The organism is Carboxylicivirga agarovorans, assembly GCF_050589845.1.
Lineage (GTDB): Bacteria > Bacteroidota > Bacteroidia > Bacteroidales > Marinilabiliaceae > Carboxylicivirga > Carboxylicivirga agarovorans.
Genome location: NZ_JBNGPA010000001.1, coordinates 448,599 through 463,658 on the forward strand (window position 1 = coordinate 448,599; position 15,060 = coordinate 463,658).

Sequence of the window (15,060 nt, forward strand, 5' to 3'; positions counted from 1 at the left end):
CTCATGATGAAAACAATAAGCACATTTCTTTTTCTTGTCATCCTAAATCTTACCGTTTTATCACAAGACCGCATTACCGGACTTCAACACGCCACTCGCAGTGAAGTTATTGCTCAAAACGGAATGGCCTGCACCAGCCAGCCTTTAGCCACACAAGTTGCGATTGACATATTAAAAAAAGGGGGCAATGCTATTGATGCTGCCATAGCAGCCAATGCTACTCTTGGACTAATGGAACCAACAGGCTGTGGTATCGGAGGTGACCTTTTCGCCATTGTGTGGGATGCTAAAAGTAAACAGCTATACGGTCTTAATGCCAGTGGACGTTCTCCCCGATCATTAACCATTGATTATTTCGATAAAAATAAACTTAATTCCATCCCCTCGTACGGAGCTTTACCCGTAAGTGTGCCAGGTTGTGTTGATGGTTGGTTTGAGCTGCATGGGCGCTTCGGACAACTTGGCATGGAAGAAGTATTAAGACCTGCAATCGACTATGCCGAGAAGGGCTTTCCTCTCAGTGAACTTATTGCCTACTACTGGCAGCGTTCGGTAGCAATGCACAGCAAGTTTCCTAATGTACTTGACACCTATACCACTGATGGCGATGCTCCAAAAAAAGGTGATATCTTTAAAAACCCATATTTAGCAGAAACCTATAAGCTTATAGGCAAACATGGCCGTGATTATTTTTACAAAGGAGAAATAGCCGAAATCATTACTCAATTTATTCAAGAGCAAGGTGGATTTCTAAAAATGGAAGACATGTCAAGGCATTCATCACAATGGGTACAACCTGTTTCTGTTAATTACAGAGGCTATGACATTTGGGAACTTCCTCCTAACGGACAAGGCATTACAGCACTTCAAATGCTTAATATACTTAAGGGTTATGAATTCGACAAGGATGAATTTGGGACTGCACGCCATCTTCATTTAGTAACTGAAGCTAAAAAGCTGGCCTTTGAAGACAGGGCCAGGTATTATGCTGATATGGATATGCAGCACGTACCAGTCAAGAAACTATTATCAGACAGCTATGCTGATGAAAGACGACAATTAATTAATGAGGCTAAAGCCGGAAAATATAAGGCGGGAGAAATCAGTCACGGTGAAACCATATACCTAACCGTTGCAGATCAATGGGGTAACATGGTGTCGCTCATTCAGAGTAATTATCGTGGTATGGGATCAGGAATGGTACCTCCAAAGCTAGGCTTTATGCTGCAGAACAGAGGCGAATTATTCTCTCTAAATCCTGCTGACGCCAATGCTTTAGAACCTGGTAAACGACCTTTCCACACCATTATTCCGGCATTCATTACAAAAGATGAAGAACCCGTAATGAGCTTCGGAGTAATGGGAGGTGACTTTCAGCCCCAGGGACACGTACAAATTATAATGAATATACTTGACTTTGGAATGAATATACAGGAAGCGGGCGATGCACCACGCTTTAGTCATAGTGGATCGTCAAAGCCTACCGGCTTCAAAACCCAAGGTAAAGGTCAGGTTAACATCGAGACAGGTTTTGATAAAGAAACCGTTCTGGAACTCAATTCAATGGGGCATAAATTGGGCTATAGCCCTGGCGGATACGGTGGTTACCAGGCCATTTGGTTCGACAAAAAAAGGCAAATCTTCATCGGCGCTTCTGAGAGCAGAAAAGACGGCATGGCTGCTGGTTATTAATACTTTTAGCTCTTAAAATACTGAATATATTCAGAAAATTTTAGTGTGGCAGAAATGGTCTTCAAACTATAAAAGTTGACCATTTGTCAAAAAAAGTTCAGCACCTATTACTTTTTAAGTATTTTAAATTTCTCAATATGAACAGGAAAATATGAATTGGAAAAACCTATTCAAAAGAAATAACTCAATACTCAATCGGTTCAAAAAGGTTGAATCGACCATCTATGATATTGTTACACCTGTTAACAGGCACATTGGTCAAAATTATTTTGAAACTGAAGCACTTCATTTATCCAAACTAATTGAAGCTGATTACCTCATTATCGGACGATACTCTGTTGAGGACAACTCTGTTTGCTCAATAGCCTTTACTGATGGTAAAAAGATTCTTCCCGGCGTTACATACAGCCTTGAAAACACCCCTTGTGATGATGTAATTGGAAAAAACACATGCAAAATTACCTCTGGTGCCTGGGAAAAGTTTCCACAGGATAGCTTTTTGGTAGAACAAAAAATTGAAGGATATATAGGAATTCCATTATTCAACTCGGGCTATCAACCCAATGGGATATTGATTGCTCTTTATAAAAATGAAATACAACAGCCTGAAGTTATAGAGTCACTTGTTTACTTGTTTACACCTCGAATGAGTAGTGAAATTGAGCATAAAAAGGCAAAAGAGGAACTCAATGTCAGAAACAAAGAACTTGAGATTACACACCTTGAACTAAAAAAGAAGAACGCTGAGTTGGATATTTCGATACAGAAACTGCATGAAGCGCAAAAAAAGTCGGAAGAAAACAACCACCTAAAATCAACGTTCCTGGCTAACTTAAGCCATGAGATCAGAACGCCTATGAACGTTATTCTTGGCTTCTCGGAACTACTCAGAACTGAATCATTAAGCCCTGAAGAAAAGGATGAATACATTGGTATTATCAACCTTAACGGTCTCCAACTCCTGAAGGTAATGGATAATCTTATAGATATCTCCAAACTTCAAACAAGACTAATACAGGAAGGACCAAAGCTCTTCAGTTTAAATGACTTACTTGAAAATATGCTGAAGCATTACATGCGAGAAGTGAAGCTAATGCAAAAGCCTTTGAAATTATACCTTGAGAAAGGACTGGAAGAAAATGACGACCAGATAATCACAGATCAACAAGGACTGTTAAAGGTACTTAATCACCTTCTGGATAATGCGGTTAAGTTTACAATGGAAGGCTGGATTAAATTTGGTTATACCATTGTCGACGACCGGCTGCTTTTCTTTGTAAAAGATACAGGCATTGGTATTCCTGACGGTAAAGAAGAGGTGATATTTGATATGTTCAGACAGGTATCAACCAACCACACCCGAGAGTTTGGAGGAAACGGACTTGGATTAGCCATATCACAAAAATACATCGACACCCTTGGCGGTGAGATATGGCTGGATAAATCATATAAAGAGGGAGCACATTTCTGCTTCACTATACCCTTTGAGAAAACAAGAAAAATAAATAACGGGGTTCCTAAATCCAGCCTGATGTAATTAAAAAGCAGCCATCAGCAAACCAATATCTTTATAAGGAATATTAAACTGACGACCAATGTAACTATTGGTCAGAATACCCTTATACAAGTACATTCCATGGCTTAAGCCAACATCTTCCTTAATAAGATGATGTACACCACCCGCTTCTCCCAGACGCAAAATAATAGGTGCAAAAATATTACTAAGAGCAATGGATGAAGTGCGTGAAACTCGAGAAGCAATATTAGGAATGCAATGATGAATGACCCCATGTCTGGTAAAAACCGGATGATCGGTATCGGTGCACTTACTGGTTTCGAAGCAGCCCCCCTGATCCATACTTAAATCAATAATTATAGAGCCCTTTTTCATCTGTGACACCTGCTCCTCGGTTACCATAAATGAACGACCCGTTTGCAGGTACCTTAGACTACCCAACACAGCATCGGCACTTTGCAATGCTTTTGTTAATGCCTGTGGATGCAGAACAGAAGTAAATATCCTTTGTCCAATGTTTCGTTCCATCTCCCTGAGGCGATGATAGGAATTATCAAATACCTTAACCGATGCTCCTAAACCAATGGCTGCCCTGGCTGCATATTCGCCAGCTGTGCCTGCTCCAAGAATAACTAATTCGGACGGAGATATTCCTGTTACTCCACCAAGTAACACACCTTTACCATTATGTGCCTTACTCAGATACTCACTGGCAATCATAACAGAAGCAGTACCTTCAATTTCACTCATGCTTCGAATAACCGGATAACAACCATTATCATCTTTCAGCAACTCAAAAGCAATGGCATTTAATCGTCGATCCAGCATCCTTTGTATTGATTCCCTGGATTGATTATACAGGTTTAGTAAGGAAATAATCAATTGATTTGCTTCTAAAGCCTCCACCTCATCTTCAGTCAATGCTGATACTTTCAGAACAATGTCGGCTTTAAGCACCTGGGTGTTTCCTTCAACAATCTGAGCGCCACAATCGGCAAAATCTTTATCAAAATAGTGTGCCTTATCCCCCGCCCCTGATTCAAAAATAACGGTATGACCATTAGCGACTAACAACTCAACACCCTGCGGAGTCAATGCCACTCTATTTTCAAAACGTGAACGTTCTTTAGGAATACCAATTGTTAGTTTCTTCTTCTTTCGTCCTGTTTCAAGCATCTCTTCCTGGGGAAGCAGTTGCGTTTGTCCCAAAGGGAAGTATGAAGTTTTATCTCCCATCATAGCCAGTCATTTTCCATAGTATCAGTGCTTCAAGATAGCAAAAAAAGCACAATTAAAAGAACAGTTTAAACCTTCTCTACAATGATACGGCGTCTTCCGTCCTCTTCTTCAACAAGCGTTAATTCAAGACGTCCGGGAGGTAACAATGAAGCAATCTTTTCAGGCCACTCGATCATGGTGTAATGCCCGGAATACATATAATCTTCATAGCCCATATCATAGGCTTCTTCCTCCTCTTTCAAACGGTAAAAATCAAAATGATAAACAACCTCATCTGTATGCGTGTGATACTCATTTACAATAGCGAAACTTGGACTGTTTACCGTATCCTCAACATCCAGCTCCTCGCACAGAGCTTTAACAAATGTGGTTTTACCAACTCCCATTGGTCCGTAAAAAGCCAGCACCCGCTCATCTTTATATTTTGATAAAAAATCGGCTGCTACAGCATTAATATTATCCAGCGAGTCAATGTAAAATGTATCTATCATTATCCAAAAATTGTAACTCAGGCAAAAATAGCTGAAGTGATTGAAATAGCAATACAACCTTCTGCTTTAATCCCTCCTGAATGCTTATCAACATATTACCTTGGGTCGATAAGCACTACTTTACCAGGTTAAACCACATGCCCCACCCAAACAGGATGCGACAGAAATAAATCAGGACCGATGCATTACCTTGATCAAAGGTTTAATAAATGAAGACACCAATCAAAGCTGCAATATCCAATTTTCCCTATTCAATAACAAGTAATGAACAACAGCACCTGATTACATGAATTATAATTTCATATATTTGATAAACATAAAAAGCAATCATTCTACGTCAGTATTCACAATGAGTAATCCAAAAAACAAAAAAAGCTTTGGCACCGCCCCTGTTCTTTTTACTGCTATATCAACCATTTTAGGGGCGATATTATTTCTGCGTTTTGGCATGGCTGTTGGTAACCTGGGCTTTTACGGTGCCTTAGGTATTATCGTTTTAGGACATATGATTACGATTCCTACTGCTTTGGCCATATCTGAAATAGCAACCAATACACGCGTAGAAGGCGGTGGCGAGTACTTTATCATTTCCCGTTCTTTTGGTCTTAATATTGGAGCTACAATCGGTATTGCCCTGTATTTTTCACAAGCCATAAGTGTGGCTTTTTACATTATAGCATTCACCGAGGCTTTTCAACCTCTGTTTGCCATGGCTCTTAACGCATTTAATATAGACTTACCAAAACAGGTTGTCAGTATCCCTGCTTTACTGGCATTATCATATATAGTTCTTCAAAAAGGTTCGGATATGGGAATAAAAACCCTCTATACCGTTGTGGTGATCCTGTTTATTTCCATTACTCTTTTCTTTATAGGTCAGACTGATTATTCTGAAGCCGGTAATTACCAGGCTAATTTCATTTTTAACAACAAGAATCAGTTCTTTATCTGGTTTGCCATTTGCTTCCCTGCATTCACCGGTATGACAGCAGGTGTTGGCTTGAGTGGTGACTTAAAGAATCCGAAGAAATCAATCCCCAGGGGAACGATGTGGGGAACTATTATCGGTATGATTATTTACGCCGGCATCATTTATAAGTTTTCGGTTTCGCTTACGCCAGAAGAAATGACCGAATCGCAACTGGCTATGGCCAATGTTGCTGTATTAGGAGCTATTGTTATTCCTCTTGGACTTGGGGCATCGACAATTTCGTCGGCCATTGGCTCTGTTTTGGTTGCCCCCCGCACATTGCAGGCCTTAGCGATAGACAGAAGTTTTCCGGGAAGGCGAATCAACTTGTGGTTGTCTAAAGAAAAGGGTAAAAACAATGAACCTTTTAATGCTACACTGATAACAATAGGCATTGCATTGGTATTTGTCTTAATGGGTGAAGTCGATTTTGTTGCGCAGATCATTTCCATGTTTTTCATGATCACCTATGGCTCATTGTGCCTGATCTCCTTTTTAAATCACTTTGGAGCCTCCCCATCTTATCGTCCTCAGTTTAAATCGCATTGGGCAATTTCTCTCATGGGCTTTCTGTTATCGGTATGGGTAATGTTTAAAATCGATGCCCTCTATACAATACTGGCCTATACATTGATTACTCTGCTATACCTCTACCTTAACTACATCCATAAAGAACGTGGTGGACTTCAGAAAATATTTCTGGGGGCATTATTTCAACTTAGCAGACGCATACAACTATACATGCAAAAGAACAGAAGTCGCCACCCTGATGAAACAGAGTGGAGGCCTTCAGCTATTTGTATCTCTGCCAACTCATTTTCACACAGCAAGGTATTTGATCTGATGAAATGGATATCCTATAAACATGGCTTTGGAACCTATTTTCACTTTTTAAAAGGGTATTATTCATCAGCAACAACAATGGAAGCAAAGCAAATTGTTGATCAGCTCATATCAGAGCATCATGATGAAGAAAGCAGCCTGTATGTTGATTGTATGATATCGCCATCATACACAACCGCAATTGCTCAGGCTATTCAAAGCCCAAGCATCAGTGGAATGGAAAACAACATGGTCATTTTTGAATACCGCAGAAGTGAAACCGAAGCAATCAATTCCATACTCGACAACATTAGTTTAACAAGAGCGGGAAATTACGACGTTTGTGTATTTTCTGACGCCAGTAGAAACACAAACTTTAAAAACGGTATTCATATTTGGATCCGACCGATTGATATATTAAATGCCAACCTGATGATATTACTTGGTTTTATCATTCTTTCACACCCCGACTGGAGAAAAGGTTATGTGAAAATATTCAGCATTTGCGAACCCGACGAAATAGCGTTGACAAGAAAACAACTAAGTGAGCTGGTTCAATCGGGCCGTTTACCTATCACCTTGTCTAACATTGAAATAATAGCAAGAGATGATCAAACAGCCAATCAAAAACTGATTAATGAAAGGTCGTCCAATGCAGGATTAACAATAATAGGATTCAGAGAAGAGCAAATTAAACACAGTGGGGCTGATGTGTTCAATGGCTTCGAAAATATGGGTGATATCTTGTTTGTAAACGCCAATAGTCAGCAAATAATCGAATAAACTGAGTTCTCAACGGCACTCATGTTTGTTTTAAGTGACAAATTAAGCATTAAATGAAGAATCTTTTGCCGATTGCCTGATTGCGGACATTGGTGAAAGTTAATATCTTTACAGGTATGCATCTAAATGTTTCGATCATGAAATACCTCTTATATATAATCATAGGCGTTTTATCAGCTCTCCCATGTTTTTCTCAAACAGACACCACCACAATTAATCACAACCTGCAACTGGTACATCTTAGCGATTCTGTTTTTATACACATTTCATGGGTTGACTCTGAAAAATGGGGACGCTTCTCAAATAATGGTCTGCTCATTATAAAAAATGGAGAAGCTGTATTGGTGGATACTCCAATGGATAATAAGCAAACAAAAGAACTTACGGACTACTTGCAGGTCGTTTTACATGTGAAAATAAGAGCACATATAGCAGGTCACTTTCATGATGATTGCATAGGTGGTCTGGAATACCTGCAAAGCATCGGTTCAAAATCCCTGGCATCAAATCTGACCATTGAAAAGTGCAAGGAAGAAAACTTACCTGTCCCCGGGATTGGATTTGATAAAGAATACGATTGTCTCTTCAATGAAATACCGATCGAGTGCCGCTTTTTTGGCCCGGGACATTCATTTGACAATATCACCGTTTGGTTGCCCGAGCAAAAAATTCTATTTGGAGGATGTCTGGTAAAATCAGTTCATTCGCGTAGTTTAGGCAACCTGTCAGACGCTGTTGTTGACGAATGGGATGTAACTGTTGAGAAAGTTCAGTATGCCTACCCGGACCTGGAAGTGGTTGTCCCCGGTCATGGTTCGGTTGGCGATGCTTCATTATTAAGCCATACCATTGCACTCGTGAGAAAACATAAGGAGAAACAAGGATCGAAGTAAAATATGATCAATTAAAAGAAAGCCGGAAATCTTAATTTGATTCCCGGCTTCTTGTTTATCTAATTCTCAACGGCTATAACTTCTGTAATTTGGGGAACAGATTTTTTAACAACCATTTCAACGCCCCCTTTTAAGGTTTGCATGCTCAGAGGGCATCCATCGCACGAGCCTTCTAAACGCACTTTAACCACAAAATCATCTGTTACTTCAACCAGGCTAATATCACCACCATCACCCTTAAGGTAAGGTCGAATCTCTTCCAGTGCTGCTTCAACCTGCTGAACAATTTCTACTTTATTCTCTCCCATGGCTTATCTTATTTCTTCATTTCTACAATTTTGGTTTCAGGTAAAGTTGCATTGCGTTTTTCAACACACTCTACAACTTTTTGAGCTAAATCAGCAAAGGCCAAACCTGTTACTGAAGCATCATTCAAAGCTGCCGGTTCACCAGCGTCACCACCTTCACGGATACTTTGCACCAATGGGATTTGTCCCAACAGAGGAATGCCCATTTTATTGGCCAGTTTACTACCACCATCTTTACCAAAGATGTAATATTTGTTATCAGGCAATTCAGCCGGCGTAAACCAGGCCATATTTTCAACCAAGCCCAGCACAGGCACCTGAATATTTTTACTTTGGAACATGCTCACACCTTTAACAGCATCGGCCAGTGCAACGTTTTGTGGTGTTGAAACAATAACCGCCCCTGTAATACTTATGGTCTGAACAATAGTCAGGTGAATATCACTTGTTCCCGGAGGCAAATCAATTAATAAATAATCAAGTTCTCCCCAGTTACCATCGTTGATCAGTTGACGAATGGCATTTGTAGCCATTGCACCACGCCAGATAAGAGCGTCATCGGGATTAACAAAATAACCAATGCTTAACATTTTGACGCCATACTTCTCAACCGGTATAATTTTATCTTTTCCATTTATCTTCTCCAGTACCGGACGAGCATCTTCGGTTTGAAACATAATAGGTACTGAAGGACCAAAGATATCAGCATCAAGCAAACCAACAGAATAACCAGCTTTTGCCAGGGCCACTGCCAGGTTCGATGTAACTGTTGATTTCCCTACGCCCCCTTTACCTGAGGCAACAGCTATAATATTCTTTACACCGGGTAAAGCTTTTGTTTCTGCTGGTTTTTCTTTTGGTTTTACTTTCACATAAATGTTTCCTTCAATCTCAGCAGCTTCATCAACATAGGTTTTTACAGCCTGCACACAAGCTTTTTTAATTGAACCAACCATCGGATCATTAGCTCTGTCAAACAACAAGCTAAAGCTTATTCGTTTACCGTCAATGCGCAAGTCATCCTCTACCATGCCTAGCGTCACAATATCTTTACCTTTACCCGGATGCACAACGTGTTTTAATGCATCCATTATGAGATTAGGATAATATTCCATGCTTATCTTTATTTAAACCTTGTAAAAATTAGACTCAAAGGTATAAAAAAAAGAGAAACTCACTTTCTCTTCTTTCACCTTATATTAATGCTTTACAGCAACTCTTTGGAAGGATCCCAAAAAACTGCGTCAAAATTAACAATCTGATTATCTTCAATGATCACCCCTTCATTTTCCAAGAGCTCTTTCATTGTTTCACCTCCTGGAAAATGATGCTTGCCGGTTAATATGCCTTTACTGTTCACAACCCTGTGCGCTGGAATAAATCGATGCCAGGTGCTGCATTTATTCATGGCCCACCCTACCATGCGCGCCCCACGGTAACTACCAATATAATTGGCAATAGCGCCATAACTGGTAACCTTTCCATGTGGAATCAACTCAGCCACCTGGTATACCCGGTCAAAAAAATCAGACTCTTTTTTGGCCATTGCTACTTACCTTTTTTCCGTGACAGCGGATTATTTTTTATCGATTCTTTTTCTTTTACCACTCCACGACCGGCGCTATGGTAGTCATCAAAATCAATTTCAATATCCGGTTCAATCCATTCTTCCCGATCTTCCATACGGAACTTTAGATATTTAATGGATAGTCCATGGTCAAGCCACTTTGATTCATAGTGAGTCTGAATAGATAATATTTCATCATCGTATCCCGAACCATATAAATCATTTTCATTGACCTCAACAGTGAATTTATTTTCCTTCACCATTTCAGAAGTGTAGGTATACAAAAACTTTGAATCAGTTTTAAGATGCACCAAACCTCCGGGTTTTAGGAACTGCTTGTACAATTGAAGAAAGCGGGTTGAAGAAAGCCTTTTATTCACTTTCTTCATCTGTGGATCGGGAAATGTGAGCCATATCTCATCCACTTCATTTTCGGCAAAAAAGGAGGTGATAAATTCAATTCGCGTCCTTACAAATGCGACATTTTTCAATCCTTTATTTTTGGAGTCAGTAGCACCACGGTGCATGCGGGCTCCTTTTATATCAATTCCAATAAAATTCTTGTTTGGAAATAATTCAGCCAATCCAACGGTATATTCTCCTTTTCCGCAACCTAACTCCAGCACAAGGGGATTGTCATTTTTAAAGAACTCTTTGTGCCACTTTCCTTTCTTTGAAAAGGATTCACCATCTAACTCACTAAAGTCGGCTTCAAACACATGATCATAGGTTGCCATCTCGGCAAACTTTTTCAATTTATTCTTTCCCACTTCTATTCTTATTTTAAAGCTTCTGCTTCTTCTATTCTCAAGCCAATATTATGTATTCCCTTGATGTCCTCATCACGCATCCCCTGCACAACTCTGAAGGTATATTGGCCTGTTTCAGCAAATTTAACACCAATCTGATAAGGTACCTGTACATGGTACAAACTCCCCCAGCCCGATCCAAGCCAGCGCCCTGTTTCATCAGCCAGCACACAATCTACTTTATCTTGCATGGCTTTACCTGATGGGCTTATTACATCAACAAACAACCAAAGATTACTATTTGGATAATTGGAATAATTACGCACATTCAGCAATACATTATAGGCTTGTTCGCTACTTTGTATATCAACCTTGAACACAGCCATTGAATCCATATTCCATCCTCCGTCAGGAATAGTCACATACTGGTCAAATACAACATTTTTATCGCAGCTACTCAGAACAATAATAATCAGTAGCAATGCACCAATAATACTATTGCTTTTTATTTTGCCCATCGCCTCCTTGTTGTTTGCGTTGATTATTTGGTCGATACCTTCTCTTTGATTTGTTATAAGGCTTTTTCTCTCCTTGCTGTTGATTACCGCCCTGTTTTCTTTCGTTTGTTTTTCTGTCTTGTTGCTTACTGCCAGACGATTTTCCCTCAGTTTGCTGACCTCCATTACGCCTCCTGCCAGGTCGACGTTTTTTCTTTTTCTGCTCATCAAAACGAGTCAGGCTTTCCTGGCTGATTACATTGTCGTAGGTTGGTTCTGCCACAAATACTTTTGGCGCTTCATTGGCCAGTTTATCAACTTTTTTGCCTTTCCTGTTTAAACGAATAATCTCTTTGGCTCTGTCAACCGAAACAGAAACAATACCCGCAGGAATATCCTTACTTGTACTATACCACATGGTACGGGAGAAAATATCCGTTTTAAAGTGATAATAACTGCCGTCAACTGTTTCCAGAACAATATTTGTTTTAGGGAAATCCTGCTGAGCATCAATATAAGCATCCAGCTCGTAATTAAGGCAACATTTCAGTTTTCCACACTGACCTGCCAGTTTTTGAGGATTAAGAGATATTTCCTGGTAACGCGCGGCATTGGTTGTCACAGAAACAAAATTAGTCATCCAGGTTGAGCAACATAGTTCACGCCCGCAGGGACCAATACCCCCTATACGGCCCGCCTCCTGTCGTGCACCAATCTGGCGCATCTCAATCCGCACCCTGAAAGTTTCTGCCAGGACCTTGATTAACTGGCGAAAATCAACACGTTCGTCAGCAATATAGTAGAATATGGCTTTGGTTTTATCACCTTGATATTCCACATCACCGATCTTCATATTCAGGTTTAATCGCTCAGCAATGCGGCGCGACTCAAGCATTGTTTCGTGCTCCAGTGCACGTGCTTCCTCCCACTTTTCAACATCGGCAGGCTTGGCCTTTCTATAAACACGTTTGAACTCAAAGGTCTCGAGGTTAATGTTGTGCTTCTTCATCTGCAGCAACACCAATTCGCCCGTCAAAGTAACGGTTCCAATGTCATGCCCCGGAGATGCCTCAACAGCAACAATATCACCCTTTTGAATGCGAAGGGCATTGCTGTTTCGAAAATATCCTTTACGTGTGTTTTTAAATTGTATCTCAACAATATCAGTTGTGTTAATTGTATCAGGTAAATCCTCCAGCCAATCGTAAACATTAAGTTTACCGCAACGGCTCGAACAACTTTTACAACTCTGCTTTTCAGTATCTTGAATAACTTCTTCCATAAAAAAAATAAATAAAAGGCTCTAAGACCTTGTGAACCTACTATTGCTTTAAAAGCATAATTACTTTCAGGCATAAGTCCATTAATATAATACGAGCATTCCCATTTTGTTCAAGATGCGAATGCGCCAGGCTAAACTCTTCACTCAATTGCAAGATGTTACCATCATTAATAAATGGTGAAAATCGTGCCGAGAAATTCTCTTCTTCAGGTGTAAGATACAATAAATCCTGTTCCTGAATGTTCATCATAAAATTTTCACGAATCAAACGCAGGGCAAAATCAAAGAAATTCTTCTGCCTTTCTTTAGACTGCCTGTTCATTTCATCACACCAGTCAATTAAATCAAAGAGCTTTCGCTGATATGCCAAACGCATCATACTTACAAACTTATCAAAAAAGTATGCACGCTCTGCACCCTGTCCTACAATTTCTTTAGCTGCAACAAAGTTGCCAACCGACAGTTTTGCAAAACGCTGGCTCTCTTCATCGCTTATATCATATTCCTTTTTAAGGGCTGCGGCAATGTCTGAAATTTCAAGAGCGGGAATATTTAATCGCTGGGCGCGACTTTGAATGGTTCCCAAAATATCATTTGGATTATCTGACACTAACAGAAAAACCGTTCCTTCAGGGGGTTCTTCAAGCAACTTAAGCAATTTGTTAGAAGCCGCCACATGCATCTTTTCGGGCAGCCAGATAATCATCACTTTGTATTTGGCCTCAAATGTTTTCAGGCTTAACTTCTTGATAATCTCCTGACTCTCCTGGCTGTATATCAAGCCTTGTTTATCTGCTTCAAGAAAGGTAAACCACTGTCGAATGTTAAAATATGGTTCATTCAGCACAAACTGACGCCATTCATTAAGATATGAATCACTAACAGGATTTTTATGTTTTGTGCTTTTTACAACTGGGAAAACAAAATGCAAATCAGGATGAATCAGTTTTGCATACTTCAAACACGAAGGACATTCTCCACATGAATCATTTGCCTGACGGTTCTGACAGTTTAAATACTGCGCAAAAGCCAAAGCCAGGTTTATTTTCCCAACACCTTCGGGTCCGCCGAATAACTGAGCATGGCTAACACGGTTTTCATTCACCATGTTCACCAAATGTTTCTTTATTCTTTCGTGTCCTATTACCTCGTTAAACTTCATGAAGCTGCCTAAAATTCAAGTCATCAAAGATAGCAATTTAGTTGGTTGTGGAAAATGACGTCAGGCCTCTTAATTCCTTTGGCATATTTCAGCCTTATGCAGATAAAAGAAAGGCATCATCTTTTAAAGCTATAGGGCTTAATAAGCGGTGAAACAGAAAATCTTCCATTCATATGCAACGGTTGCTTTCCGGTAAAATGACATAGTATTGCGGCCACTAAAACAACAGTCTTCTCCTCAATAATGACTTACATCAGTTAAGGCAATACTTACATAGATTCCATTACCTTTGCACAAAATTATATAGCATGTCTACATTTTTGTTTGATGAAATTGTTTTTGGTCCCGTCAATAGTCGTCGACTTGGTGTTTCACTGGGAATGAATTTACTTCCTGTTAACCGCAAAATATGCTCTTTTGATTGTATTTATTGCGAGTGTGGTTTAAATGGTGAACTGGGTGATAAAAGCGGACAAATGCCAACCCGGAAAGAAGTCAAAACAGCTCTTTTCAACAAACTACAGGGCATGCTGAAAGATAATCTTAAGCCAGACGTCATAACATTTGCCGGCAATGGCGAACCAACATTACATCCTGAATTCAGTGGTGTTATAGACGACACGATAGAGCTACGCGATCAGTTTTGCCCGGAAGCCCGTATAGCAGTTCTTTCCAATGCTTCGCGACTGCACAAACCGGAAGTTGTAAAAGCACTTTTGAAAATAGAAGACAACATTCAAAAACTGGACTCCGGATTAAAAGAAACCATTTTACGACTGGATCAGCCCAATTATCCTTTCGACCTGAATAAAACCATCAGTCAATTAAAAGATTTTAACGGTCGTTTAATTATTCAAACCATGTTTGTAGCCGGAGAGATGAATGGTGTTGACGTCGACAATACAACAGAAGCAGACATCAGTTCGTGGCTCGACGCGCTAAAAGAGATACAACCTGAGAAAGTGATGATATACACCATTGAGCGCGATACCCCCTACAATTCTCTTAAAAAGGTACCCTTGGATAAACTAAAGGAAATAGCACAACGAGCTGAAAAATCAGGTTTTACTGTTTCGGTTTCCGGCTAAC

General features: G+C 39.9%; 14 protein-coding genes. 5 read left to right on the forward strand and 9 right to left on the reverse strand.

Annotation, left to right across the window (positions count from 1 at the left end; genetic code table 11):
• Nucleotides 1–6 precede the first annotated feature (6 nt).
• Nucleotides 7–1,692, forward strand: a complete 1,686-nt coding sequence (gene ggt / locus ACRD69_RS01735; RefSeq protein WP_430813334.1) for a gamma-glutamyltransferase — start codon at nucleotides 7–9, stop codon at nucleotides 1,690–1,692.
• A 151-nt stretch (nucleotides 1,693–1,843) separates the two neighbouring features.
• Nucleotides 1,844–3,229 (forward strand): sensor histidine kinase, encoded by a 1,386-nt coding sequence (locus tag ACRD69_RS01740; protein WP_430813335.1) that lies wholly within the window; start codon nucleotides 1,844–1,846, stop codon nucleotides 3,227–3,229.
• On the opposite strand, the gene ACRD69_RS01745 is transcribed toward ACRD69_RS01740, so the two are convergent.
• Complete coding sequence (locus ACRD69_RS01745) at nucleotides 3,230–4,447, reverse strand: alanine dehydrogenase (protein ID WP_430813336.1); 1,218 nt, start codon at nucleotides 4,445–4,447, stop codon at nucleotides 3,230–3,232. It abuts the gene before it with no gap.
• Nucleotides 4,448–4,512: 65 nt separating this feature from the next.
• Entirely contained in the window at nucleotides 4,513–4,938 is a 426-nt protein-coding gene (gene tsaE, locus ACRD69_RS01750) for a tRNA (adenosine(37)-N6)-threonylcarbamoyltransferase complex ATPase subunit type 1 TsaE (RefSeq protein ID WP_430813337.1), read from the reverse strand.
• A 349-nt stretch (nucleotides 4,939–5,287) separates the two neighbouring features.
• Between tsaE and ACRD69_RS01755 the strand changes: the two genes are divergently transcribed.
• Nucleotides 5,288–7,513 (forward strand): amino acid permease, encoded by a 2,226-nt coding sequence (locus tag ACRD69_RS01755; protein WP_430813338.1) that lies wholly within the window; start codon nucleotides 5,288–5,290, stop codon nucleotides 7,511–7,513.
• A gap of 137 nt (nucleotides 7,514–7,650) precedes the next feature.
• Nucleotides 7,651–8,406 (forward strand): subclass B1 metallo-beta-lactamase, encoded by a 756-nt coding sequence (bla, locus tag ACRD69_RS01760; protein ID WP_430813339.1) that lies wholly within the window; start codon nucleotides 7,651–7,653, stop codon nucleotides 8,404–8,406.
• Between the two features lie 59 nt (nucleotides 8,407–8,465).
• On the opposite strand, the gene ACRD69_RS01765 is transcribed toward bla, so the two are convergent.
• From ACRD69_RS01765 to ACRD69_RS01795, 7 genes are all read right to left on the reverse strand, one after another.
• Nucleotides 8,466–8,714 carry a NifU family protein gene (locus ACRD69_RS01765; RefSeq protein WP_430813340.1) on the reverse strand — a complete coding sequence of 83 codons (249 nt, stop codon included), beginning with the start codon at nucleotides 8,712–8,714 and terminating at the stop codon, nucleotides 8,466–8,468.
• An 8-nt stretch (nucleotides 8,715–8,722) separates the two neighbouring features.
• Nucleotides 8,723–9,829, reverse strand: a complete 1,107-nt coding sequence (locus ACRD69_RS01770) for an Mrp/NBP35 family ATP-binding protein (protein WP_430813341.1) — start codon at nucleotides 9,827–9,829, stop codon at nucleotides 8,723–8,725.
• Nucleotides 9,830–9,921: 92 nt separating this feature from the next.
• Complete coding sequence (locus tag ACRD69_RS01775; protein ID WP_430813342.1) at nucleotides 9,922–10,260, reverse strand: MGMT family protein; 339 nt, start codon at nucleotides 10,258–10,260, stop codon at nucleotides 9,922–9,924.
• Nucleotides 10,261–10,262: 2 nt separating this feature from the next.
• A complete protein-coding gene (trmB, locus tag ACRD69_RS01780) occupies nucleotides 10,263–11,051 on the reverse strand; it encodes a tRNA (guanosine(46)-N7)-methyltransferase TrmB (protein WP_430813343.1) in 789 nt (262 codons plus the stop codon).
• 8 nt (nucleotides 11,052–11,059) lie between these two features.
• A complete protein-coding gene (locus ACRD69_RS01785; RefSeq protein ID WP_430813344.1) occupies nucleotides 11,060–11,548 on the reverse strand; it encodes a gliding motility lipoprotein GldH in 489 nt (162 codons plus the stop codon).
• Nucleotides 11,526–12,809, reverse strand: a complete 1,284-nt coding sequence (locus tag ACRD69_RS01790) for a PSP1 domain-containing protein (protein ID WP_430813345.1) — start codon at nucleotides 12,807–12,809, stop codon at nucleotides 11,526–11,528. The genes ACRD69_RS01785 and ACRD69_RS01790 overlap by 23 nt, the downstream gene beginning before the upstream one ends.
• 40 nt (nucleotides 12,810–12,849) lie before the next feature.
• The gene (locus ACRD69_RS01795) at nucleotides 12,850–13,971 is read right to left on the reverse strand and encodes a DNA polymerase III subunit (RefSeq protein WP_430813347.1); all 1,122 of its coding nucleotides are present in this window, start codon (nucleotides 13,969–13,971) and stop codon (nucleotides 12,850–12,852) included.
• Between the two features lie 308 nt (nucleotides 13,972–14,279).
• Between ACRD69_RS01795 and ACRD69_RS01800 the strand changes: the two genes are divergently transcribed.
• Nucleotides 14,280–15,059, forward strand: coding sequence for a radical SAM protein (locus ACRD69_RS01800; protein ID WP_430813348.1), 780 nt, complete (start codon nucleotides 14,280–14,282; stop codon nucleotides 15,057–15,059).
• Nucleotide 15,060: the final 1 nt, after the last annotated feature.

Excerpts from the sequence above, each read along its gene's own strand:
- ggt (WP_430813334.1), top strand. The coding sequence starts at position 7 with ATGAAAACAATAAGCACATTTCTTTTTCTTGTCATCCTAAATCTTACC.
- ACRD69_RS01740 (WP_430813335.1), top strand. The coding sequence starts at position 1,844 with ATGAATTGGAAAAACCTATTCAAAAGAAATAACTCAATACTCAATCGG.
- ACRD69_RS01745 (WP_430813336.1), bottom strand. The coding sequence starts at position 4,447 with ATGATGGGAGATAAAACTTCATACTTCCCTTTGGGACAAACGCAACTG.
- tsaE (WP_430813337.1), bottom strand. The coding sequence starts at position 4,938 with ATGATAGATACATTTTACATTGACTCGCTGGATAATATTAATGCTGTA.
- ACRD69_RS01755 (WP_430813338.1), top strand. The coding sequence starts at position 5,288 with ATGAGTAATCCAAAAAACAAAAAAAGCTTTGGCACCGCCCCTGTTCTT.
- bla (WP_430813339.1), top strand. The coding sequence starts at position 7,651 with ATGAAATACCTCTTATATATAATCATAGGCGTTTTATCAGCTCTCCCA.
- ACRD69_RS01765 (WP_430813340.1), bottom strand. The coding sequence starts at position 8,714 with ATGGGAGAGAATAAAGTAGAAATTGTTCAGCAGGTTGAAGCAGCACTG.
- ACRD69_RS01770 (WP_430813341.1), bottom strand. The coding sequence starts at position 9,829 with ATGGAATATTATCCTAATCTCATAATGGATGCATTAAAACACGTTGTG.
- ACRD69_RS01775 (WP_430813342.1), bottom strand. The coding sequence starts at position 10,260 with ATGGCCAAAAAAGAGTCTGATTTTTTTGACCGGGTATACCAGGTGGCT.
- ACRD69_RS01785 (WP_430813344.1), bottom strand. The coding sequence starts at position 11,548 with ATGGGCAAAATAAAAAGCAATAGTATTATTGGTGCATTGCTACTGATT.
- ACRD69_RS01790 (WP_430813345.1), bottom strand. The coding sequence starts at position 12,809 with ATGGAAGAAGTTATTCAAGATACTGAAAAGCAGAGTTGTAAAAGTTGT.
- ACRD69_RS01795 (WP_430813347.1), bottom strand. The coding sequence starts at position 13,971 with ATGAAGTTTAACGAGGTAATAGGACACGAAAGAATAAAGAAACATTTG.
- ACRD69_RS01800 (WP_430813348.1), top strand. The coding sequence starts at position 14,280 with ATGTCTACATTTTTGTTTGATGAAATTGTTTTTGGTCCCGTCAATAGT.